This is a genomic window from Mycobacterium sp., assembly GCF_035697385.1.
Classification (GTDB): Bacteria; Actinomycetota; Actinomycetes; order Mycobacteriales; family Mycobacteriaceae; genus Mycobacterium.
This window is the reverse complement of record NZ_DASSCY010000366.1, coordinates 1-20,709: the sequence shown is the minus strand read 5'-3', so window position 1 is coordinate 20,709 and position 20,709 is coordinate 1. Positions and strand designations below refer to the sequence as shown.

Genomic DNA, 20,709 nt, shown 5'->3' with positions numbered 1-20,709 from the left:
CGCCGACGCTACACGGGGTCGAATGACGAGATGAGCCAGGCGCCGTCGATCTTGGTAAGGCTGACCTTGACACTGCTGACCGCGAATGCCCCGTCCGGGTTCTCCTTGCTCGTCGTTGTCTGGTTGACGAACACAAGGACCACCGCCGAATTCGGATGCAGTTCCGACACCGCCGCCCGAACGACAGACGCGGTCGTCTTGACCGACTTCTGCTGGGCGGCCGGGGTGACGATCTGCTCCGTGAACTGGTTGTAGTACGACAGGAAATCGCCGGTCAAATGCGTCTTGGCCGCCGCGAAGTCCTTGTCGAGACTCTCCGGCGAGTACGACAGCAGGGCGGTAGTGCCCTTGGTGGCGGCGTCTAGGGCCACCTTGGCGGCGTCGGCGCCGGTTTCTTGATCAGGCCGGTACTGGTTGAAGTACAGCCAGGCCGCCACGCCTGCCGAGGCGATCAGCGCCGCGGCCAGCAAGATCACGCCGACGTTCGAGCGCAGGCCGCGCACCGACCGCCCGACCACGCTGTCTTGTTGCGTTGACTGTGTATCCAAGGCTGGGGCCTCGGTGTTCTCCTCGACGCTTGGGGCGTCGACGCTTGTCTCGTCGACGTCCGCTTCGGTGTTGGTGTTATCGGTGCTCACGGCACGAACTCGACTTTCGACATTTTGATCTGCCCGCCGTCTCGCTGCAGGCTGACGCTGAGCCGCCACGTCCGGGGCTCTTGCTTGGCGCCGGCGGCGTTACTGACGCGGGACAAGGCGGCGACCAGCACGACGGCCGAATCGGGATTCATCGATTCGACGGCGGTGGCATTGACGGTGACCTCGGTTGCGACTTTGGCGTCCTGCGCCACCTTCACGAAATCTTCTGCTTGAGCTTGGAAGTCGTCCTTGAACTGGCCCGTCGAATTGTCGATGATGCGCTGCACGTCTCTCTGAGCGTTGTTGAAGTCCAACGACATCAACGTGACGACGCTCTGACGGGCCGCCGCCGCGTATTCCGCCTCCAGCTGCCGCTCCTTGCCGGCATCGCGGTGCTGCCAGACCATGAACACACTGAGTGCGACCAACGCGCAGGTGGCCAGGAGGGCCAGAATTGACGCGACGGTCTTGAGTACCCCTCCGAGTGTCCATCGGCGCCAGAATCGCGGGGGCCGTTCCTCGTCGTCCTCGTCGATCTCGACGTCCTCGTCGATCTCGACGGCCTCGTCGGTGCCGGGTTCGGCCTCTGTTTCCGTTTCGTCGGTTGCCTCGGTGTCGGATTGATCCGACTCGGCGTCTCCTGCCACCTCATCAACGGCATCGACCTCCACGGCCTCGGCTTCCCTGCGCAGCCGGATCGCACGAGCCCTGGCGCGAGCCGCGGCGGCGATCGCCTCGGCCTCGGCCGCCTCGGCTTCGGCTTCCTCTGCCAGCGCCTCGGCCTCGGCCGCGCCCGCCGCGCGGTCAGGCTCCACCGGTGCTTTCTCGACGCGATCAGCGTCGAGCACCGACGCGCGGCGCCTGAATGACGGCACGGGGACCTCCTTGTCCGTTAAGCGTACTGCTCAATGAGAATGCCATTATTCATTTTTGAGTATGGCCGCGACGATACCGCACCTCACGACCGCGACAAAATAGCTTGTTTCCTGCGGAAATGGTATTTACATGCTGTGCAAGGGCTCAGCCATGCCGATTTGCCAAGTGGTCCTTCATCACTTTGCCGGTGGCGTTCAACGGTAACCGGTCCAGGAACTCGACGAACCGCGGAACCTTATATCCGGCCATCCGGTCACGGCTCCAGGCGATCAGTTCCTCAGCGTCGATGCCATCGCTGTCGTCCTTGAGGACGATGAACGCCTTGCCCACCTGCCCGAGGCGTTCGTCGGGCACGCCGATCACCGCTGCCTGGGCCACTGCGGGATGCTCGAGCAAAAAGCCCTCGATTTCGGCGGGATAGGCGTTGAAGCCGCCGACGATGAACATGTCCTTTTTGCGGCCCACGATGCGCAGTCGGCCTGCTTCGGTGAAGCTGCCGAGGTCGCCGGTGTGTAACCAGCCGTCGTCATCGACTGCTTCGGCGGTGGCGGCCGGGTCGTGGAGGTAGCCCTGCATCACGCTGTACCCGCGCACGAGCACTTCTCCATCGTCGGCGACGCGCACCTCGATGCCGTCGCACGGAACGCCGACGGTGGTGGCGATGTCCTCGAAGGAGTCTCCTGGCCGTGACAGTGTCGCCGTTCCACACTCGGTGAGGCCGTAGCCGGTCATAAGCGTCCGGAATGGGAGTTCGTCATGGACCCGCCGGATCAACTCCACGGGGATGTCGGACGCGCCGGTGACCCCTGCCCGCAGCGTGGCCAGCCTGTCCTTGTCGCGCACCGAGAGCAGCGAGTGGTAGAGCGTAGGCGGGCCCGGCAGCATCGTGACCCGTTCGCGCTCAATGAGTTCCACTACGTTGTCGACGTCGAACACCGGAACCGGCAGGATTGTCGCGCCGCGAATCAGCGAGGCGATGCAGCCCGCCTTGTAGCCGAAGGTGTGAAAGAACGGATTGACGACGAGATAGCGGTCACCCTCGCGTAGGTCGGCGAGATCGCCCCACTCCGTATACAGCCGCAGCGTCTGCCGATGATTCATCATCACGCCCTTGGGCCTGCCCGTCGTACCCGACGTGTAGATGATGTCGGCGATGTCATCACCGCTGACTTCGGCCTCGAACGGCTCGCCGCCATCGAGGAAACCCGATTTGATGTCGATCGACGGAACCCCGGCCGGCACCGCGAAATCCTGCCCGAGGAAACCCTTTTCGATCAACACGGCCTTCGCGCCACTGCGCTTGACGATGTCAGCGGCTTCCTCGGCCTTGAAGCGGGTGTTGACGGGCACCACCACCGCGCCTGCGGTGAGCGCGCCGAACGCAGCGATGATCCACTGCGCGGAATTCGGCGCCCAGATCGCGACGCGGTCACCCTTGTCGACACCCGATGCGTTGAATGCACCAGCCGCCCGGCGCACCCGGTCGACGAGTTCGGTGTAGGTGAGGCGCAGCGGACCATCGACGACTGCTTCCGCGTCGCCGAAGCGGTCCGCTGCGCTCAAGACCATCTCTGGGATGGTCTGCCAACGCTGGTTGTACGTCACACCGTGACGAGACGACCCAGATTGCCGCCCATGATCTTCGCCTGATCCTCAACGGAGAGGTGCTCGAGCGCGGTCACGTAGTGCGTGGGCTCCGCCAGTCCTTCCGGATGTGGCCAATCGGAACCGTAGAGCACCTGCTCGACGCCGATGAGGTTGATCAGGTCGTCGATGCCCTCCTCGTAGAACGGGCTGACGTGGATGCGGTTCTTGATCTCCTCGATCGGGTTGCCCAGGAACGCTTCGGGAGCCTTCTTGTACACCTCGGCCATCGAATCGAGCAGCGGGAACATCCATTTAGACCCGGCCTCGACGATCCCGACCTTCAGCGTCGGGAATCGGAACAGCGCGCCGTGGATCACCCAGGAGGCCACTGCATCCTGGATCGGGCGCCACTCGTTGAGAATCGACATGGCGTTGGTCTGGAACGGCAGCATCTCCTGGGCGGCGCCGTCCCATTCGGAGGTGTAGCGGGAGTAACCGCTGTCGGACGAGTGCATGCCGACGAACACGTCGTACTCGACGCACTTCTGCCAGAACGGGTCGAACTCGGGCAGCGCGAAGGATCGCGGGCCGCGGAATCCTGGCACCGGCGCCGGGCGGACGAGGATCGCGCGGGCGCCGCGCTTGACCGCCCAGTCCAGCTCCTCGATGGCTTTCTCGACGATGGGCAGGGTGATCACCGGGGTGGTGAAGATGCGGTTCTGGTAGTTGAAGCCCCACACCTCGTCGAGCCACTGGTTCAGCGAGTGAATGAGCACGTGGATCGCGACCGGGTCGTCGCGCAGCCGCTCCTCGATCAGGCTGGCGAGGGTCGGGAACATCAGCGAGCGGTCGATGCCCAGTTCGTTCATGAGCTCGAGGCGCGGAGCGGGCTCGAAGAACGCCGGAATGGACCTCATCGGCTCACCGAAGAGCTCGCGCTTGCTCTTGCCATCGGGATTGCCGAACTTGAAGTACTCCTCCCATGCGCCCGGCTTGGCGACGTGGGAGAACGTGGGGTTCGGGATGTAGTTGCTGATCTGGCCGCGAATCGCAATCTTGGTGCGGCCGTTGACCTCCACATACTGGACGACGTCCTTGTACTCCTCGGGGAGGTATTTGGTCATCGCCTCCGGCGGCTCATACAGGTGATTGTCGGCGTCGAACAGCGGGAACGGTATGTCGACCCGGTGCGAAAGCTGGCCCATGAAATACTCCTTTTCTTCTTGCGAGAATCATATTCTCACTTTCTGCGTGCCGCAATGTCCTGCCGGACTACTGCCGGATGTTCTGGCGAACGACGAACTTCTGCACCTTGCCGCTCGGGGTGCGTGGGTAGTCGTCGATCTGATGCAGTTCCTCGGGGCACTTCTGGATTGCGATGCCCGCCTGCTTGAAGTGCTGCCGCACCTCGTCGAGCGTCGGCATGTCATGTCCGCCACGGATGCGCAGTACCGCCGCCGCACGCTCACCGAGACGAGCATCGGGAGCGGCCACGACGACGGCCTCGGCAACCGCAGGCATGGCCAACAGCACTTCCTCGACCTCGAGAGCGCTGATGTTCTCGCCGCCGCGGATGATGATGTCGGACTTGCGGTCGGTGATCGTCAGATACCCGTCGTCGTCGAGGACCCCGACATCGCCGGTGTGATACCAGCCGTCCTCGTCGAAAGCACGCTCGGTCAACGCGTTATCGGTGTATCCCAGGCACAAATCCGGTCCGCGGGAAAGGATTTCCCCGTCCTCGGTCAATTTGATCTCGACGCCGGGCCGAGGGTCGCCGTCGGTGTAGAGACGCTTTTCTTCCGGCGCGCTGGGCCGCGAGCCGGTGATCGACGGATGCTCGGTGCTGCCGTAGGACCGGAACACGAAGATGCCCATATCCGCCAGCCGACGAGTCACCGCGGCAGGCACCGTCGACCCGCCAAGGCCAACGGTCTTGAAGTGCGACATGTGTTCAGCGGTGCAGTCGGGATGGTCCAGCACGCTGGTGACGAAGTAGGGCGGGCCGCCCCCGATCGACAGGCCCTCGGTCTCGATGAGCTTGAGCACATTGCCTGCGTCCCATACGTCACATAGGTCGATCGGCGCGCCTTCGAGGACCGGGATCAGGAAGGCCCCGATCATGCCGATGAAGTGTCCGACGGGCGTGGCCGTCAGCTGACGACCGCGATCGGCAGGGTAGTTCTGCAGCAGTTGGCGTGTCTCGAAGCCGAGGGTCTGATGACTGTGGATGACGCCTTTCGGGTTGCTCGTCGTACCGGAGGTGAACGCGATGAGCGCGGGACCCGCGGGATCGGTGTGGATCTCACCCGCCATCGGCTCGTCGTCGAGCAACTCTTCGAAATTGCCGCCCACCAGCCCGACAATCGGAACGTCGTCGCACACGTCGGGCTGGAACTTCATCCGTCCGAACTCGTCGGCGGTGATGAACACCTTCGGCCGCGCGGTGGACAGAATGTGGCCGACTTCCTTGCGGCCGTAGAAGTGCACGATCGGCACCACGACTGCGCCAAGGAATGCCGACGCCCAGAACGACACCGCCGCTTCCATCCAGTTCGGCAGTTGCAGTGCCACCACATCGCCGGGACCGACACCGCGGTTGCGCAGACCGGCAGCCAGTCGACGGGCCTGCAGCTCAACGTCGGCGAAGGTACCGGCGTACGGCCGTACGGCGGAGTGCACACAGAAGCCTGCCTCCGGATTGGCGGCAAGACCGCTGGCCAGCAACTCACCCAGGGTCTCCGGTGTCCACCAGCCCTCCTCCTCGTACCGTTTCGTCAGGTCAACCGGGATGTTTCGCATGTAGTACAGAGCACCTCCACCTCGATGGCGATGCTATTCTCCAACAAGGAGAATGCCAATACCGCAGATGGAGAACGCTTGATGGTCGACCTCGAGTTGGACGACGGCCTGGCGATCGTCACCATCGACCGGCCGCACGCGCGCAACGCCATATCGCTGGAGACGATGGACCAGTTGGACAAGGCGCTCGACGGGGCGGAAGGGGCTCGGGCGTTGGTCCTCACGGGCGCCGGTGACCGCGCGTTCGTATCCGGGGGGGACCTGAAGGAACTGTCCGCATTGCGCACCGAATGGGACGCGTCGACCATGGCCTTTCGCATGCGCTCGATCTGCGATCGCATCGCCGCCTTCCCAACGCCCACCATTGCCGCCCTGAACGGCCACGCGCTCGGCGGCGGCGCCGAGTTCGCGGTGGCGGCCGACATTCGGCTTGCCGCCGATGACATCAGGATCGGCTTCAATCAGGTGACGCTGGAGATCATGCCGGCGTGGGGCGGCGCCGAGCGGCTGGTCGCGCTGGTGGGTTACAGCAAGGCTCTGCTGCTGGCAGGCGCCGGCGCCGTGCTCGACGCAGCCGAGGCTGAGCGGATTGGCTTGGTGGACAAGGTTTTACCACGGGCATCCTTCGACGAAGGCTGGCGCGCTGTCGCCAAATCGCTGGCCACCCACCCAGCGGGTGAGATCAAGCGCGTCATGAAGGGCGTGTCCACAACGGAGGCCGTCGCGGCCTTCGCACGGTTATGGGTGGCCGACGAGCACTGGGCCGCTGCCGACAAGGTGATGAAGCGCGGCAAATAGCGCCGCTAGCCGAGGTGGCGGATCGGGTCGCTGCCGTCCCAGGCGTTCGCGGCGTCGCGGACAAAGTTGCCCATCCCCTTCGTCATCTCGGTCAGCTCCATGATCTCGACGATCGCTGCCGGGCTGGCCGGCGGCTTGACGTAGGCAAATCGGGTCCCAAAATCCTCTCCGCCCGACCATACGACAGGCCACCCCGCGTCTGCGATGGCCCGCATCGTGGCATCGAAATCCTCGGTCCAATAAGCCAACTGGTGAAATCCTTCGCACCCAGATGACAGGAACTCCGTGAAGATGCTGGGGGTGTCGTCCTGTTGCTGGATCACTTCGACCTGCATGTCGCCGCTGTTGGTCAACGCCAGTGAGCGCGCTGTCGAGATCGGCGACGACATAGCCGATCTGGCGGATGCGGCCGGGCAATGGCGTTGTCATGATGCCGTTGGGTGGACGACGACGCGGGGCGGCCCCTGGGACTTGCGGCCCTGGTTGATCGCGTCGGGCACATCGTCGAGGCCGATCACCTTGCCGATGCTGGGCAGCGGGTCCAGCCGACCCTCGGCCACAGCGTCGAGCGTGCCGTACCAGTCGACCGGATGCGGGCCCCCGCCGAACTGGATCGTCACCCCTTTGTGCGTGGCCTCGGTGACCGACACCGAGTCACTGCCGTGCCAGCCGCCAGCCGCGAAGAGACGCGCCATGAACTCGCAGGACTCGACGATCCTCTGCAGCAGGCCCGGCGAGCCGACACATTCGAAGATGACCTGAGGCTTCTGGATTCCGTTGTCCCTGGCGACCTTTCGCCACACCTCGTACGGCGAGTCCTTGGCCGGGTTCACGAGCACATCGGCGCCGAACCTTTCGCATAATCGAGCCGTTCGTCGCTGTAGTCGGACACGACGACCGGTGCGACGCCGCGGGAAACCAATGCGGCGATCGCGGACAGACCGATGGCGCCAGCGCCGATGACGAGCGGCAGCTCACCCGGACCGATTCCGGAACTGCGAACGTAGAACTCCCCCACCGCAAATGCGTCGACGACGGCGACGGCGTCGTCGGGAACACCGTCGGGCACCCTCCTCGCCATCACCTCGGAGACGAGCATTAGCTCACCAAACGCACCTGGCGCGTCCGGATCGTGGCCGATCACACGTGGTTCCGCGCCGTGCCGGATCAGAAGCGGCAAGCTGGTGACGCGAGAGCCGATCGAAAAGTCGTCGGAGCAATCGGGGCCGCGACCGACCACCTCGCCGATGAACTCGTGGCCCATGACCGTGTCGCGATCAGAGTCCCATACGAACCGGGGCGCCGAGTTCGGATGATCCGATGTAGTGCACATCGGAGGCGCAGATCGCCGCGCTGAGCGGCTTGATCAGAAGTTCTCCGGGACCGGGCACCGGATCGGCGGTTTCTCGCATCTGTAGACGGCCGTCACGCAGAACCACCGCCCGCATCAGTTCGCCCGCCGGCTCGCGAAATCTAATGAGGCGACACTCATCATCTCGACAAGCGATCGCCGATCGATGGTCCACACGTGTGATGCCACGGCCCGGTTGTTCTCGCCCACCACGTAGACGGGGCCATTCCCGATGTTCTCGACGATCTCGCGGGCGACGTCCTCGGGAAGCATCTGGGCTTGCGGGTCGTATTCGACGCCCATGCGCTGCAGGGCAGGCGTGTAGGTCATGCCGAGCGGTGTGCAACACACATCGACGCCGTGTGGGCGTAGCTCGGCCCATAGACCTTCGGCGAAGTTGTGCTGAAACGCCTTCACCGCCGAATAGACCGCAAGTGTGGCCGATCCGGCCACGCATGCCAGCGACGCGACCAGCACGACACCACCGCGGCCGCGGTCGCGCATTGCCGGACCGAAGTGGCGTGCCAACGCGATCGGGCCGATGCAGTCGAGCTTGATCTGCTTGAGCGAGTAGTCGTATTCGTTGTCCAGAAAGGTCGACGTACGGTCCGAAGCGCCGGCGTTGTAGATGACCAGCCCGACGTCGAGTCCGTCGGTTGCGTCTGCCACCCGCGCCCCTACCTCGGGATCGGTCAGATCTTGCACGACGGGACGCGCCTGCACCCCGTGCTCGCTGTGTACCCGGGCGGCGACCTGATCAAGCAGTGACCCGTTGCGCGCGATGAGCACGAGATTCAGTCCACGCGAGGCTAATTCGTCGGCCAAGCTCGCACCGATGCCCTCTGATGCGCCCGCGATGACGGCCCACGGCCCGTATTTGGCCGCGAAGCCCTCGCCGGTCTCCGCATTCGTCAAGGCGCTAAGCCCGCACCGCTGAGCACTCGCGCGATGTGCGTGGTGCGTTTGTCGATGCGCCAGCCTTCCGACGTCCGCACGAGTTCGTCGTCGTAATGCCCGAGCGCGTCGACCCAGCTGGTGGAGTCGTCCGGAATGGCCATCAAGAGGGCGTGGACGTACGACCGGGCAGTTGCGCGATCGCCGTCGACTTCGATGACGAGATTTGAGATGCGGTGATACGTCTGCCCCATTCCGTCATGGATCTGGGTCATCAGGACGGTGAACTCATCAGCGCTGCTGAAGTGCCCGAGATCTCCGTAGTCGATATCGACCACGTCAGCCCAGCAGGTGCGGAACAGCGCCCAGTCCTTGGAATCGATTCCGGTGGCGTAGCGGATCAGCACCTCGGCGATCTGCGCCTTGTCGTCTTCCACGCGCAAAGGCTAACCAATAAGTTAGACTCGGGTCAACATACTGATTTTCACGAAAGTGTTGTAGATGCCCGACGTAGCGCGAACTAACATTGCTGACCAGGGTCAGCGTCGCGCCTCCTTTCAACAGGCACGCTCACACGCGACCAAGCAGTCGCTGGTGCAGGCAGCGATGGCGCTGTGGCGGGCAAATGGGTATGCGCGCACAACCGTGGCCGACATCTGCCGGGCCGCAGGTGTGTCGAAGGCGTTGTTCTACTTCTATTTCCAGCGCAAGGAAGATGTCCTTTTCGAGATCGGCGTGCTGTCGACCGAGACCGCGCACCGAAGGGCGCGCCAGATGATGCGCAAGCCCTACGACGTAGGGACCATCATCGAAGCGGTGTTGACCAGCCTGGAAAACACCATGCGGGGCAGCCCGCCCGAGCTCATCATCGAGGCGATCATCGAGGGCTACCGCCAGGCTCTCGCGGGCCATCCGCACCTGGAGCGGACGTCGGAGATTTTCGTCGAGGTCTTCGAGCAGGCCCAACAGGATGGAAAGCTGCCTGCACGCGTCGATATCGGCCATCTGGCGACGGTGGCCCAGTCGATGGTCAGTGAGGGTGCGCGGCGTTGGGCGGCGGGGGCCTACGGCGACAGGTCGTTCGCCGAGGTGGTCAGTCGCGACATCACCGCCCTGGTCGCGGGCTACAGCAAGTAGCGATGGCCACCGGGTTTTTCACCGCACCGCTTCGATGCGGGTGGCGAGGAGCGCGGTCCATTCGGTGAGGTAGCGATCGTCAGGCACCGTCATCTCGCGTTCATGGAAGATGCTGGTTGCAAGGCGGGCGCCGAGGATTGCATTGACCCCAACCGCGGCGAGGACACTGCGGTCTTGCGTAGATACGTTGGGTGCCCATGCGCTGATCCAGTCCCCCAATTCCGCGTTCAGCCCGTCCACAAGTGCGGCGTAGGCGGTGTCGAGACGTTCCGATCGCCCGGCCGGTGTGCGGGCGGCGATCTGCAATAGTTCGATTTCCTCGTCGATCACGCTGAGCAAGTACCGGCCGAGGACGGTGAGTTCGGCGCGCAGGTCGTCGAGTCCGGCGAATAAGGCTCGGATGTCGCGCATGGCCCGTCGGCGGTCCAATTGGCGGTCGATGCCGGCGTCAAGGAGCGCCTCCTTGGATTTGAAGTGGTGGTACAGGGCGCCGGAACCCGCCGCCAAGCCGGCGGCGGCCTCGATCTGCGAGACGCTCGTCGCCTCGAATCCCTTTGCACTGAACAACCGCATCGCTTCGGTAACAAGTCGTTCGCGCCTCGGCGCCGCTACAGACATTGACCTCTCTCCAGTGGTCACTTACCTTGAACAAGAGGATACTTTACTTCGCGGGGTCGAGATCGGGGGCGCATGGCGAACCGCTATCCGCTACATCTGCAATGCGTTTCGAGCGACCCTGCCGGCCCGGACGATTGGCGGCGGCACGGACGGAGTGGCCGAGCCGATCACCGAGCTGGGCAAGCCGCACCACGCGTGGCTGCCCGAGCGCAGGCTTCCATCCGCATTGGACCACCATGAGCACCCCTGACGCGACGCCACAGAAGAACAACCCGGTTCCGCGCGGGCGGGTCCGGCGCACGATGCCGCTCGCGGGTTTCACCGCGCGGGCCGCCGGAGGCCGGCTGGTGGCCGGTTTGCGCGAAAAGGCGGGTCAGGACGGCGCTGTCGACCGGTTTCACGAGCGCACCGCCGAGCGCTATGCCGAACTGCTCGGCCGCTCCCGCGGAGTGTTGATGAAGGCCGGCCAGATGATGTCGATGGTGGACGGCGATGCGGTGGGGAACGGCGGATTTTCGCCCTACCAAAAGGCACTGACTCGTTTGCGCGCCGATGCCCCGCCGATGGATGCCGCCCTCGCACTCGAAGTCCTCAATGCGGAACTCGGTCGTGACTTCAAGCTGTTCGCCGAGTTCGACAACGAACCGATCGCGGCGGCTTCGATCGGCCAGGTCCATCGCGCCGTGCTGTGTGACGGTCGAGATGTTGTCGTCAAGATCCAGTACCCCGGTGTCGCAGAGGCGATCCGCGATGACCTGGCTAACACTGAACTGCTGGCGACGTTCACGCGGTTCGCGGCGTCAGCGGCCGGCTTTACGTCGGACGTCCGAGCAATCGCGCGTGAAGCGGCGGACCGGATCGCCGAGGAAATCGACTATCGCCATGAGGCGCAGGCCATCTCGCAATTTGCCGACCTCTACCGTGATCACCCGTTCATCCGTGTCCCAGATGTCATTCCTGAGGCGTCGCGCGATCGGGTCCTGACGATGACGTACCTCGACGGAATGGACTGGGCGGCAGCACAGGATGCCAATCAGGCTTTGAAAAACACGTGGGCCGAGGCCGTTACACGCTTCTTCCACAGCAACATGAGACACGCCAACCTGCTGCACGCGGATCCGCACCCCGGCAACTACCGCTTCAACACCGATGGCACGGTGGGCTTTCTCGACTTTGGATGTGTCAAGGTCCTGCCCGAGATGCTCCGTCAACCATGGCTTGCGATGAATCGCGCCGCCATTGACGGCCGCTACGAAGAGGGCCGTGTGTTGATGGCACAGGCCGGGTTCTTTCTCGACGAGAAGACGCCCATCACAGTCGAGGAGCTGGGCTCGTTCTGGGACATCCTTCTTGCTGACGTGACGCACGTGCCCCAGCCGGTCAGGTACACATCAGAGGCGACGGCAAGGTTGATCAAAGAACTGTTCAGCACCGACGTCAGCCAACCGATCAATCGGATACGCGTACCGGACGATATGGCGATGTTCCCCCGCGTCCAGCTTTCCTTGACTCACATCTCCGCGACGCTGCAGGCCACCCTGCCTGCGAGGGCGATCTGGGACGACATGGACGTCGTCGCCGAACCGATCACCGAACTTGGGAAACTGCATCACGCCTGGGTCCGCGAACGGGGCCTGCCGACAGGGTTGGAGCACCATGACCACCCCTGACACCAGCACCACGAGGCTGCCGTGGGATGCAGAAGACCCTTTCCCCTACTACGAGCGTCGGCGCCGCGACGGTGACGTCGCCTGGGACGACGCGCTGGGCTCGTGGCTGATCCTCGGCTATCGCCCCGGGCAGGAGATCCTCGGCGGCGCCGGGTGGACGAGCGATCCACTGGCCAACCCGAATGTCCCAAGCGCCTTACGCGCATTTGGCCGAGACAGCCTGCGCCGCAACCTCTTATTCACCGACGGGCCAAACCATACCCGGCTGCGCGGGGCGGTTCGCGACGTCTTCACGCGCTCGTTCATTGTCGGACTCGAGGAAGGCGTCAATGCAATAGCCTCCGACATCATCGATCACATTCCTTCGGGCGTCGAGTTCGATTTCATGTCAGAAATCGCTCTTCCCCTTCCGAGCTCTATCGCGGCCGCGTGGCTCGGATTGGACGTCGATTCGGCACGACTCCTTGACAAGGAGTTACCGGCGGTCAGCCGGATGAATCTCAACTTCGATGACGTCGATGCGGTGGACGCGGGGATGGCAGCCTTCGCCGTGCTGCTGACCGAGCTCCTTCCCTTGGCAGCCAACCGCCGTACCCATCCGGGCGATGACCTACTCAGCTTCATCGCGGCAGACCCGGAACTCGAGCTGGACGACGTCGTCATCACCGCATTGATCATCGCCGACGCCGGGCGCCCAACGACCGCAAACCTGCTGGGCTCAGCGATGATTCGGTTGCTGTCGCCCGGAGTGGGAGGCATCCGGCCGGTAGACGAAGTCGACACCGCCATTGATCCGCTGATCACCGAACTACTTCGCCTTGACAGCCCCGTACAAGCCGTGACCCGAACCGCCACGCAAGACCACCACATCAACGATGTCACGATCCGCGCCGGAGAAACGGCCGTCGTGGTCCTTGGCGCCGCTAACCGCGATCCGGCCGTATTCAACCAACCTGACGAGCTACGGCTCAATCGTCCAGGGCCAGCCCCACTGACATTCGGCTATGGCGCGCACTTCTGCCTCGGGGCGGCACTTGCCCGGCTCGAAATCACCACGGCTCTGCGACGGGTCGTTGCCCGCCAGCCGGCCCTTTGTAACCAGCCGATATGGCAGGATACCCCGGCAATTCGCGGACCCCTCACCGTTCCGATGACCTTTGCCTAGGGGGCTTTGTCACTGGTGGGTAAGCACACCGGAAGTACCTTGCACCGCGACCCGTCAGCATTTGTTGGCGGCGGTGAGCAGCGGACGCCTGACTCCCGGGCGAATTAACTAGTTCGACTCGACGATCAAGGAAAGGCGGGGCATGAACGTTAACGACATGATCATCATCAGCATCGACGACCACATCATCGAACCACCCGACATGTTCGACGCGCACGTGCCGGCCAAGTACCGCGATCAGGCCCCGAAGCTGCTGCGCGACCCGCAGGGGTTCGACCAGTGGGTGTACGAGGACGCCGTAGTGGGCATGGTCGGGCTCAACGCCACCGTGTCGTGGCCGAAGGAGGAATGGGGTTGCAATCCCAGCTGCCTGGCCGAAATGCGCCCGGGCTCCTACCTGGTGCGAGAACGCGTGCGCGATATGGACCGCAACGGTGTGCTGGCATCCATGTGCTTCCCCAGTTTCATCGGCTTCGGCGGACGCAAATTCGTCGACGCGCAGGACAAGGACGTCGCGCTGGTGATGCTCAAGGCGTACAACGACTGGCACATCGACGAGTGGTGCGCTTCGCACCCGGGCCGGTTCATCCCACTGGGGGTCGTGCCGATGTGGGACATGGATGCCGTTGTCGCCGAAGTGCATCGCGTCGCGGCGAAGGGCGCGCGGGCGGTCACCATGCCTGAATTGCCCTACCTGCTCGGTCTGCCCAGCTATCAGAACGAGTACTGGGATCCGTTCTTCTCGGCGCTGTGCGACGAGGACATGGTGATGTGTCTGCACATCGGGCAAGGCATCGAGGCCATCAACATGGGTCCGGACTTCTCGTTCGACAACATGTTGGTTCTCTTTTCGCAGGTTTCGGTGCTGTGTGTGCAGGATCTGCTGTGGGGTCCGGCGATGCGTAAGTACCCCGGGCTGAAGATCGCGTTCTCCGAGGGAGGCATCGGATGGATCCCGTTCTTGCTCGACCGGATAGACCGCCACTACGAGACCCACAGGTGGACCGGTCAGGACTTCGGCGGCAAGCTGCCCAGCGAGGTATTCCGCGAACACTCCCTTGCGTGCTTCATCTCCGACCCGACCTCGTTGAAGCTGCACAGCGAAATCGGTGACGACATCATCGCTTTCGAGACCGATTACCCGCATTCGGATGCGCTGTGGCCCGACGCACCGGAGTATCTGCTAAACCAGTGCCAGCAGGCCGACTGCTCTGACGAGCTGATCCACAAGATCGGCTGGGCCAACGCGGCCAGGTTCTGCTCCTACGACCCATTCGCGGTGATACCCAAGGAGAAAGCCACCGTCGGCGCGCTGCGCGCACAATCGCCCGACGTCGAGACAGACATCGTGTCCCGCGCTCAGTGGACCGCCCGCTTCGAGGCGAATCCCCACTACCAGGTAGCGACGGCCTGATCGATGGCATAGCTCGACCGACCGGCCGGCGGGCGTTGGTCAGTTGCTCACATGATCAACCACCCACCCTCTGGATGCACAGGAGTGATAACCATGGCCGAGCTTGCCGTCACCGTGCCCGACCTCGCCGGAAAGCTGGCCGTCGTCACCGGCTCCAATACCGGTCTGGGCCTGGGGCTTGCCACCCGACTCGCCGCCGCCGGCACCGACGTGGTCATGGCGATCCGGAACCGCGCCAAGGGCGAAGCCGCGGTCGAGCAGATCCGCCAGACGGTTCCCGGCGCCAAGCTGACCATCAAGAATCTCGACCTGTCGTCACTGCGCAGCGTCGAGATCTTGGCGGACGAGCTCACCGCAGAGGGCCGACCGATCGACATCCTCATCAACAACGCCGGCGTGATGCAGCCGCCGGAACGCGACACCACTGCCGAGGGCTTCGAGGTGACTTTCTGCAGCAATTACCTCGGCCACTTTGCCCTGACCGGCCGCTTGCTACCCCTGCTGCGCGCCGCCGAATTCCCGCGTGTGACTTCACTTTCCAGCGTCGCCGCCCGCAGGGGCCGCGTACACTTCGACGATCCGCAACTCGAGAAGAGGTACAAACTGATGGAGGCCTACCGCCAGTCCAAGCTCGCGAACCTGATGTTCGCCCGTGAGCTGGATCGGCGCAGCCGGGCGGGTGGATGGGGCTTGACCTCCAACGCTGCCCATCCCGGAATGGCGAAAACCAACGCGCTCGTCGGCCCGCCCCACGGGCGGCCGACGGCACCGATCATGACATTGTCCTACAAACTCGGCGTGCTGTTCACGCCGTTCATGTGGCAGGAGGTCGACGACGGCATCCTTCCCGCCCTGTATGCGGCGACGTCACCGCAGGCCGAGGGCGGGCAGTTCTACGGACCGCGCGGGTTCTACGAGTCGGCCGGTGGCGGCGTCACCGTCGCCAAGACCCCCGCACGCGCCAAGCACGACGCCGACAACCGTCGACTGTGGGAGCTCTCCGAGCAGTTGACCGGCGTTACCTATCTGTAGAGCGCGCGTCGGTTGGCGAGTCCAGTGGATCCCCGATGTCGACAGTGCGACAGTGAACGCCGGAATGATGTTCGCGGTCACCGAGAGCATGAAATGCCGCGGGCGGCAGGCGTTTGCAATGCCATACTCTCAGTGTAAGAGAGCGTTTTCTTACTTCTAGAATCTTGGGGGATTGCAGAAGTGTCTCGACTCAGTGGATTCGACGCCGCCATGCTGAGTTTCGAAACCCTGGCAGGGCCACTGACCACGGGCTCCTTGTGGAAGCTGGACTGGTCGACGGCGCCCGGGGGATACAGCTTTGACGGGTTTCGCGAAAGGCTGTCTGAGCGTCTTCCCGCCTTGCCGGAATTCCGAATGAAGCTCGCCGACAGCGTGCTGAATTTGGACACTCCGGTGTGGGTGGACGATCCCGATTTCGACCTCGACCACCATGTGCACCGAGTCCAGCTGTCCGCGCCGGGCACCCATGACGAACTGATGGAACTCCTCGGGCGCTTGCTGGTGCAGCAGATGGACCGCAGCAGGCCGCTGTGGGACATATGGGTCATCGAAGGCCTCTCCCCCGGCGAAGATTTCGGCGGTGTCGCGGTGATGCACCGGTTCCACCACGCACTCGTCGACGGGGATAGCGCCCTCGACATCTTCTCGCGACTGTGCAGCACCGAGGCAGACCCTCCGCCACCGCAACACCGCGACGGTGTCGGGACGGTCACCAAGCGGCAGATAGTGCTGCGCGGGTTCATCCGGTTCGCCTGCCGCCCATGGTATTTGCTCACCACGCTCCTGCCCATGGTCCTCAAAAACGTGATCGAGACGGCCCGACTGGCAGCGGCGGACAAATCCGCGTCAGGACCGTTGCGTGTACCGCGAACCCTGTTGACCGGCGACGTCTCCGAGCGTCGCGGTGTGGCCTACAGCCAACTGGACCTAGCCGATGTCACGACCGTCAAGAACAGGTTCGGGGGCACAATCAACGACGTGGTGCTGGCGGTGGTGTCGGGTGCGCTCAGACGATTCCTGCTCGACCGCGCAGCACTGCCGACGTCCACATTGATCGCCGGATTGCCGGTGTCGATCCAATCAAACCGAGGCGGCCGCAACAACCTGAGCGGCACGAGGTGCCCGTTGTACACCAACCTCGCGGATCCAGTGGACCGCCTGAAAGCGATCACAGCAGCGAGTTCTGTTGCCAAGGAACGCAATTCGGCGATCTCCCCCACGCTGATGCTCGATCTATGCGAATTTGCGCCCGGGTTGCTCACGCTCGGAATGCGTGTATACAGATGGACCGGCCTCAGCAACCGCCGGCCGATCTACAACCTGAGCATCTCCAACGTGCGACCCCCACAAGAGCAGTACTACCTTTCGGGGGCAGCGGTCCGAGCCAGATTTCCAATGGGGGCGGTTTTCAACGGAGCCGGGCTCGCCATCATCGTGAATTCGCTCAATGGCAAGGTCAATTTTGGCCTGGTTTCCTGTGGAGAAATGCTGCCCCACCTAGACCTCGGGGACCTGGCCGACGGCCTGCACGTAGCACTCACGGAATTGCTGGACAGGGTGGATTAGCGGAGCGCTGCATGCGGATAGCTTGTCGCGCAATCGGGGCCGTATTCTGCAGGGCACACATCCTCAACCCGTCCGACGCCTGCAGCACGTTTCGGTCAGCTCGATTATCGGTGACAGATCCACGGTGAGCCAACGAAGTCGAAGACGATGACAGTGTCCGCTGTACGATCGTTGCGTAGCCCGTTGGTCCAGCAAGGGAGAGCCCGATGCATGTCTTGAGGGTCGACGAGCGGCTGGTGGAGACTGCAGAAGCCCGCAGCACCGCGGAACGGCAGATGGCGGTGAGCGCAGAGCAGCTGTTCGCCACGCTGGAGGACGGGCCGTCATACAGCAAGTGGGTGCCGGTGATTCGCGAGGTCACCTGGACGAGCCCGATGCCGTTCACGATAGGGACAACGCGCACGGTGATGCTCGTGGGCGGCATCAGGACCGACGAAGCGTTTTGGGCGTGGGAGCCCAATCGCCGAATGGGTTTTTCGATCACCGCCTCAAGCAGGCGCTGGGTAAACGCGCTCAGTGAACTCTACGAGATAACGCCGCTCTCGTCCGAACGATGCAAGTTGCGCTGGACGATGGCGATGTCGTTGCCGGGCGTGCTTTCAAGAATCGACCCTTACATCGGGCGCGCCATATCAATTGGCCAGGCGCGCATGCTCAAGGCACTCGAGCGCGTAGCCCGCGAACACTCGTCGCGCGCATGAACTTGGCTACCAACACAATTGCCTCCTGACTCCAATCCGCGAGACAACGCTGATTCGCGTAGCAATCCGGTGGAGTCACGGCGGTTAGGTGCAAGATCGCGCCCGGCTGCACGTCGCTGACGTGGCGTCACATTCCCCGTCTGATGCGGTCCGTCGAAAAGCACCGGCGCAACCTGGAAACGAGGTCTCGCGATGGGTAAGTTCGAGCCCGTGGGTACCAAGTGGACCGCGGCCGACGTGCCCGATCAAAGCGGCCGCGTGGCAATCATCACGGGGGCCAACTGCGGCATCGGCTATGAGGCCGCGGCCGTGCTCGCCGACAAGGGCGCGCACGTGGTGCTTGCCGTGCGCAACCTCGACAAGGGAAAGGACGCCGTGGCGCGCATTGCAGCCATGACGCCCAACGCCGATGCCAAACTGCAACAGCTCGACCTTGCATCGCTGGACTCGATCCGCCGGGCCTCGGATGACCTGCGCGCCAACTACCCACGCATCGACTTGTTGATCAACAACGCCGGCGTGATGGACACGCCAAGGTGCACCACCAAAGATGGTTTCGAGTTGCAGTTCGGCACCAACCACCTCGGCCACTTTGCGCTCACCATCCCGGTGCTCGACCACATGCTGACGGTCGAGGGATCGCGCGCGGTGACCGTCGGCAGCCTGGGGCACCGCCCGGGCAAGATCCGCTTTGACGATCTGCAACTCGAGCGCGGCTACACCCGACTCGTCGCATACCAACAATCCAAACTGGCCAATGTGATGTTCACCTACGAGCTGCATCGCCGGTTGGCCGACATGGGTGCACCGACCATCGCCGTCGCCGCCCACCCCGGGTTTTGCAATACTGAGATAATCCGCAGTCTGCCTAGGTGGATTCGCCGGCCTGCAAAATTCCTCCAGGGCCTGATCGCCCAGAGCGCGGCGATGGGCGCGCTGCCGACGCTCCGCGCGGCGACGGACCCCGCGGTCCGTGGCGGTGAGTACTACGGGCCCGGCGGCATCGGCGAACTGCGCGGCCACCCGAAACTTGTTCAGTCCAAAGCCAATTCGCACGACCAAGATGTCCAGCGCCGGCTCTGGGCGGTGTCCGAAGAGCTAACCGGCGTCACATTCCCCGTCTGACGTCGTCATATTGACCAGCTCGGTGTATCGTGCTGCGACCAATAGCTCGGCGGCGATTGCGCTCAAACACGCTGTGGCGGAAACCCTTTCGGGAGACGATGCAGACATCGAAGACCTTCGAAAAGTGGCAGTCCCTCACCGCAGAACCCGCACCGGCACGTGGGACCAACCCTTGAGGTTGGGCTCGTTGAAGCGCCGGCAGCCATTCCAGTCGACGTCATATCGCGGCATGTAGTCGAGGAGTCTGTTCAGTGCCATCGTGGTTTCCAGCCGGGCCAATGCGGCGCCGAGGCAGCTGTGCACGCCGTATCCGAAGCCGAGATTCTGCGCCTCAGTGAGGTCGCGTTCGATGTCGAAGGTGTCGGGCGACGTCCATGCGTCCGGATCGCGGTTGGCCGATGCGCCGATCAGGAACACCGGCTTCCCGGCAGGGATGGTGATGCCGTGCAGGGTTTTCGGCTGGAGGGAGTACCGCACGAGATACTGGGTGGGACCCTGGTACCGCAAGAGTTCTTCAACTGCCATCGGAACCTTGTTTCGGTCCTCGAGAAGCTTCTGCCATTGATCGGGGTGTTCGGCGAATACCACCGCGGCGGTGCCGATAAGTTTGGTGACTGTCTCCGTGCCGGCACCGTTCAACAGCGTGACGAACCCCGCGATCTCGAGGTCATCGAGCCGTGATGTCTCGCCGTTCCCGCGAGGGATCTCGGCTTCGATCAGACGGGTGGTCATGTCGTCCTTAGGCTCGGCGCGCCGCTCTTGGACGAGGTTGAGGTAGAACATCCCGATCTTCATGAAGGCCTGCATCGCGGCCTCGCTCATTTCCGCCACGCCCGCCTCACGGTGCCATGTTTCATCCATCCAGCGCCGCACCTCCTGCGCGGACTGTTCGGGCACCCCGGCCATTCGGGTGATGACCTCCATGGGGAAGACGGCGGCGAAGTCCTGGACCACGTCGAAACGCTCGGGATCCGCGGCGGCGAGCAGGCGATCGATCTGTTCGGTGACCAGTGCTCGCTGCGCCTCGATGGCGCGGGGCGTGAACACCTTATTGACCAGGCTGCGCATGTGCCGATGATCGGGTGGATCCATGAAGATGATCGACTTCACCTGCGGTGTGTTACTGCGCACTGTCGCGAGGTCGAGCCCACGCGTGGAGGAGAACGTCGCATGATCTTTGAACGCGGCTGCGACGTCCGCATGCCGGGTCAGCGCGTAGAAGTCCTGCTCCTCGTCGTAGTAGATCGGCGTCTCGTCGCGCATCCGCCGGTAGATCTCATACGGGTCGTCGAAGTACTCCTGCGAATACGGGTCGAACACCAGTTTCGGCTTGGT

21 protein-coding genes and 1 pseudogene are annotated in these 20,709 nt (G+C 63.6%); 9 read left to right on the top strand and 13 right to left on the bottom strand.

Annotation, left to right across the window (positions count from 1 at the left end; translation table 11 throughout):
• Positions 1-8 precede the first annotated feature (8 nt).
• The 5 genes from VFH65_RS30360 to VFH65_RS30340 form a co-directional block, all read right to left on the bottom strand.
• The gene (locus VFH65_RS30360) at positions 9-638 is read right to left on the bottom strand and encodes a hypothetical protein (protein ID WP_353326992.1); all 630 of its coding nucleotides are present in this window, start codon (positions 636-638) and stop codon (positions 9-11) included.
• A complete protein-coding gene (locus tag VFH65_RS30355; RefSeq protein WP_353326990.1) occupies positions 635-1,513 on the bottom strand; it encodes a hypothetical protein in 879 nt (292 codons plus the stop codon). The genes VFH65_RS30360 and VFH65_RS30355 overlap by 4 nt, the downstream gene beginning before the upstream one ends.
• Before the next feature lie 145 nt (positions 1,514-1,658).
• Positions 1,659-3,119 carry a FadD3 family acyl-CoA ligase gene (locus VFH65_RS30350; protein WP_353326988.1) on the bottom strand — a complete coding sequence of 487 codons (1,461 nt, stop codon included), beginning with the start codon at positions 3,117-3,119 and terminating at the stop codon, positions 1,659-1,661.
• The gene (locus VFH65_RS30345) at positions 3,116-4,306 is read right to left on the bottom strand and encodes an amidohydrolase family protein (RefSeq protein WP_353326986.1); all 1,191 of its coding nucleotides are present in this window, start codon (positions 4,304-4,306) and stop codon (positions 3,116-3,118) included. The genes VFH65_RS30350 and VFH65_RS30345 overlap by 4 nt, the downstream gene beginning before the upstream one ends.
• 67 nt (positions 4,307-4,373) lie before the next feature.
• A complete protein-coding gene (locus VFH65_RS30340) occupies positions 4,374-5,903 on the bottom strand; it encodes an AMP-binding protein (RefSeq protein ID WP_353326984.1) in 1,530 nt (509 codons plus the stop codon).
• An 81-nt stretch (positions 5,904-5,984) separates the two neighbouring features.
• On the opposite strand from VFH65_RS30340, the gene VFH65_RS30335 reads away from it, so the two are divergent.
• Positions 5,985-6,701, top strand: coding sequence for an enoyl-CoA hydratase/isomerase family protein (locus VFH65_RS30335; protein ID WP_353326982.1), 717 nt, complete (start codon positions 5,985-5,987; stop codon positions 6,699-6,701).
• A 5-nt stretch (positions 6,702-6,706) separates the two neighbouring features.
• Here the strand turns inward: VFH65_RS30335 and VFH65_RS30330 are convergent.
• The 6 genes and pseudogenes from VFH65_RS30330 to VFH65_RS30305 all read right to left on the bottom strand — a co-directional run bounded on the left by VFH65_RS30330 (position 6,707) and on the right by VFH65_RS30305 (position 9,383).
• Positions 6,707-7,130 (bottom strand): annotated as a pseudogene (locus tag VFH65_RS30330) (VOC family protein).
• The gene (locus tag VFH65_RS30325) at positions 7,127-7,540 is read right to left on the bottom strand and encodes a hypothetical protein (RefSeq protein ID WP_353326980.1); all 414 of its coding nucleotides are present in this window, start codon (positions 7,538-7,540) and stop codon (positions 7,127-7,129) included. The pseudogene VFH65_RS30330 and the gene VFH65_RS30325 overlap by 4 nt, the downstream one beginning before the upstream one ends.
• Positions 7,531-7,965, bottom strand: a complete 435-nt coding sequence (locus tag VFH65_RS30320; protein WP_353326978.1) for a hypothetical protein — start codon at positions 7,963-7,965, stop codon at positions 7,531-7,533. The genes VFH65_RS30325 and VFH65_RS30320 overlap by 10 nt, the downstream gene beginning before the upstream one ends.
• A 13-nt stretch (positions 7,966-7,978) precedes the next feature.
• A complete protein-coding gene (locus VFH65_RS30315; RefSeq protein WP_353326976.1) occupies positions 7,979-8,149 on the bottom strand; it encodes a hypothetical protein in 171 nt (56 codons plus the stop codon).
• Entirely contained in the window at positions 8,149-8,967 is an 819-nt protein-coding gene (locus VFH65_RS30310; protein WP_353326974.1) for an SDR family NAD(P)-dependent oxidoreductase, read from the bottom strand. The genes VFH65_RS30315 and VFH65_RS30310 overlap by 1 nt, the downstream gene beginning before the upstream one ends.
• On the bottom strand, positions 8,964-9,383 hold the full coding sequence (locus VFH65_RS30305; RefSeq protein ID WP_353326972.1) for a nuclear transport factor 2 family protein: 420 nt from the start codon (positions 9,381-9,383) through the stop codon (positions 8,964-8,966). Before VFH65_RS30305 ends, VFH65_RS30310 begins: the two co-directional genes overlap by 4 nt.
• Before the next feature lie 64 nt (positions 9,384-9,447).
• Between VFH65_RS30305 and VFH65_RS30300 the strand changes: the two genes are divergently transcribed.
• Positions 9,448-10,083, top strand: a complete 636-nt coding sequence (locus tag VFH65_RS30300; RefSeq protein ID WP_353326970.1) for a TetR/AcrR family transcriptional regulator — start codon at positions 9,448-9,450, stop codon at positions 10,081-10,083.
• 18 nt (positions 10,084-10,101) lie between these two features.
• Here VFH65_RS30300 and VFH65_RS30295 read toward each other — a convergent pair whose 3' ends face one another.
• The gene (locus VFH65_RS30295) at positions 10,102-10,701 is read right to left on the bottom strand and encodes a TetR/AcrR family transcriptional regulator (RefSeq protein WP_353326968.1); all 600 of its coding nucleotides are present in this window, start codon (positions 10,699-10,701) and stop codon (positions 10,102-10,104) included.
• A gap of 236 nt (positions 10,702-10,937) precedes the next feature.
• Here VFH65_RS30295 and VFH65_RS30290 point away from each other — a divergent pair, with 236 nt between their 5' ends.
• From VFH65_RS30290 to VFH65_RS30260, 7 genes are all read left to right on the top strand, one after another.
• Positions 10,938-12,371, top strand: a complete 1,434-nt coding sequence (locus tag VFH65_RS30290; RefSeq protein WP_414688545.1) for an ABC1 kinase family protein — start codon at positions 10,938-10,940, stop codon at positions 12,369-12,371.
• A complete protein-coding gene (locus tag VFH65_RS30285) occupies positions 12,358-13,536 on the top strand; it encodes a cytochrome P450 (protein ID WP_353326966.1) in 1,179 nt (392 codons plus the stop codon). The genes VFH65_RS30290 and VFH65_RS30285 overlap by 14 nt, the downstream gene beginning before the upstream one ends.
• 142 nt (positions 13,537-13,678) lie before the next feature.
• The gene (locus VFH65_RS30280; RefSeq protein ID WP_353326964.1) at positions 13,679-14,950 is read left to right on the top strand and encodes an amidohydrolase family protein; all 1,272 of its coding nucleotides are present in this window, start codon (positions 13,679-13,681) and stop codon (positions 14,948-14,950) included.
• A gap of 93 nt (positions 14,951-15,043) precedes the next feature.
• Positions 15,044-15,982 carry an SDR family oxidoreductase gene (locus tag VFH65_RS30275; protein ID WP_353326962.1) on the top strand — a complete coding sequence of 313 codons (939 nt, stop codon included), beginning with the start codon at positions 15,044-15,046 and terminating at the stop codon, positions 15,980-15,982.
• A 180-nt stretch (positions 15,983-16,162) separates the two neighbouring features.
• Positions 16,163-17,548, top strand: coding sequence for a WS/DGAT/MGAT family O-acyltransferase (locus VFH65_RS30270; RefSeq protein ID WP_353326961.1), 1,386 nt, complete (start codon positions 16,163-16,165; stop codon positions 17,546-17,548).
• Positions 17,549-17,754: 206 nt separating this feature from the next.
• Entirely contained in the window at positions 17,755-18,249 is a 495-nt protein-coding gene (locus VFH65_RS30265) for an SRPBCC family protein (protein WP_353326960.1), read from the top strand.
• Between the two features lie 192 nt (positions 18,250-18,441).
• Positions 18,442-19,374 carry an SDR family NAD(P)-dependent oxidoreductase gene (locus VFH65_RS30260; RefSeq protein ID WP_353326959.1) on the top strand — a complete coding sequence of 311 codons (933 nt, stop codon included), beginning with the start codon at positions 18,442-18,444 and terminating at the stop codon, positions 19,372-19,374.
• A gap of 135 nt (positions 19,375-19,509) precedes the next feature.
• Here the strand turns inward: VFH65_RS30260 and VFH65_RS30255 are convergent.
• The coding region (locus tag VFH65_RS30255) for a cytochrome P450 (protein WP_353326957.1) at positions 19,510-20,709 on the bottom strand (1,200 nt) is incomplete at its 5' end.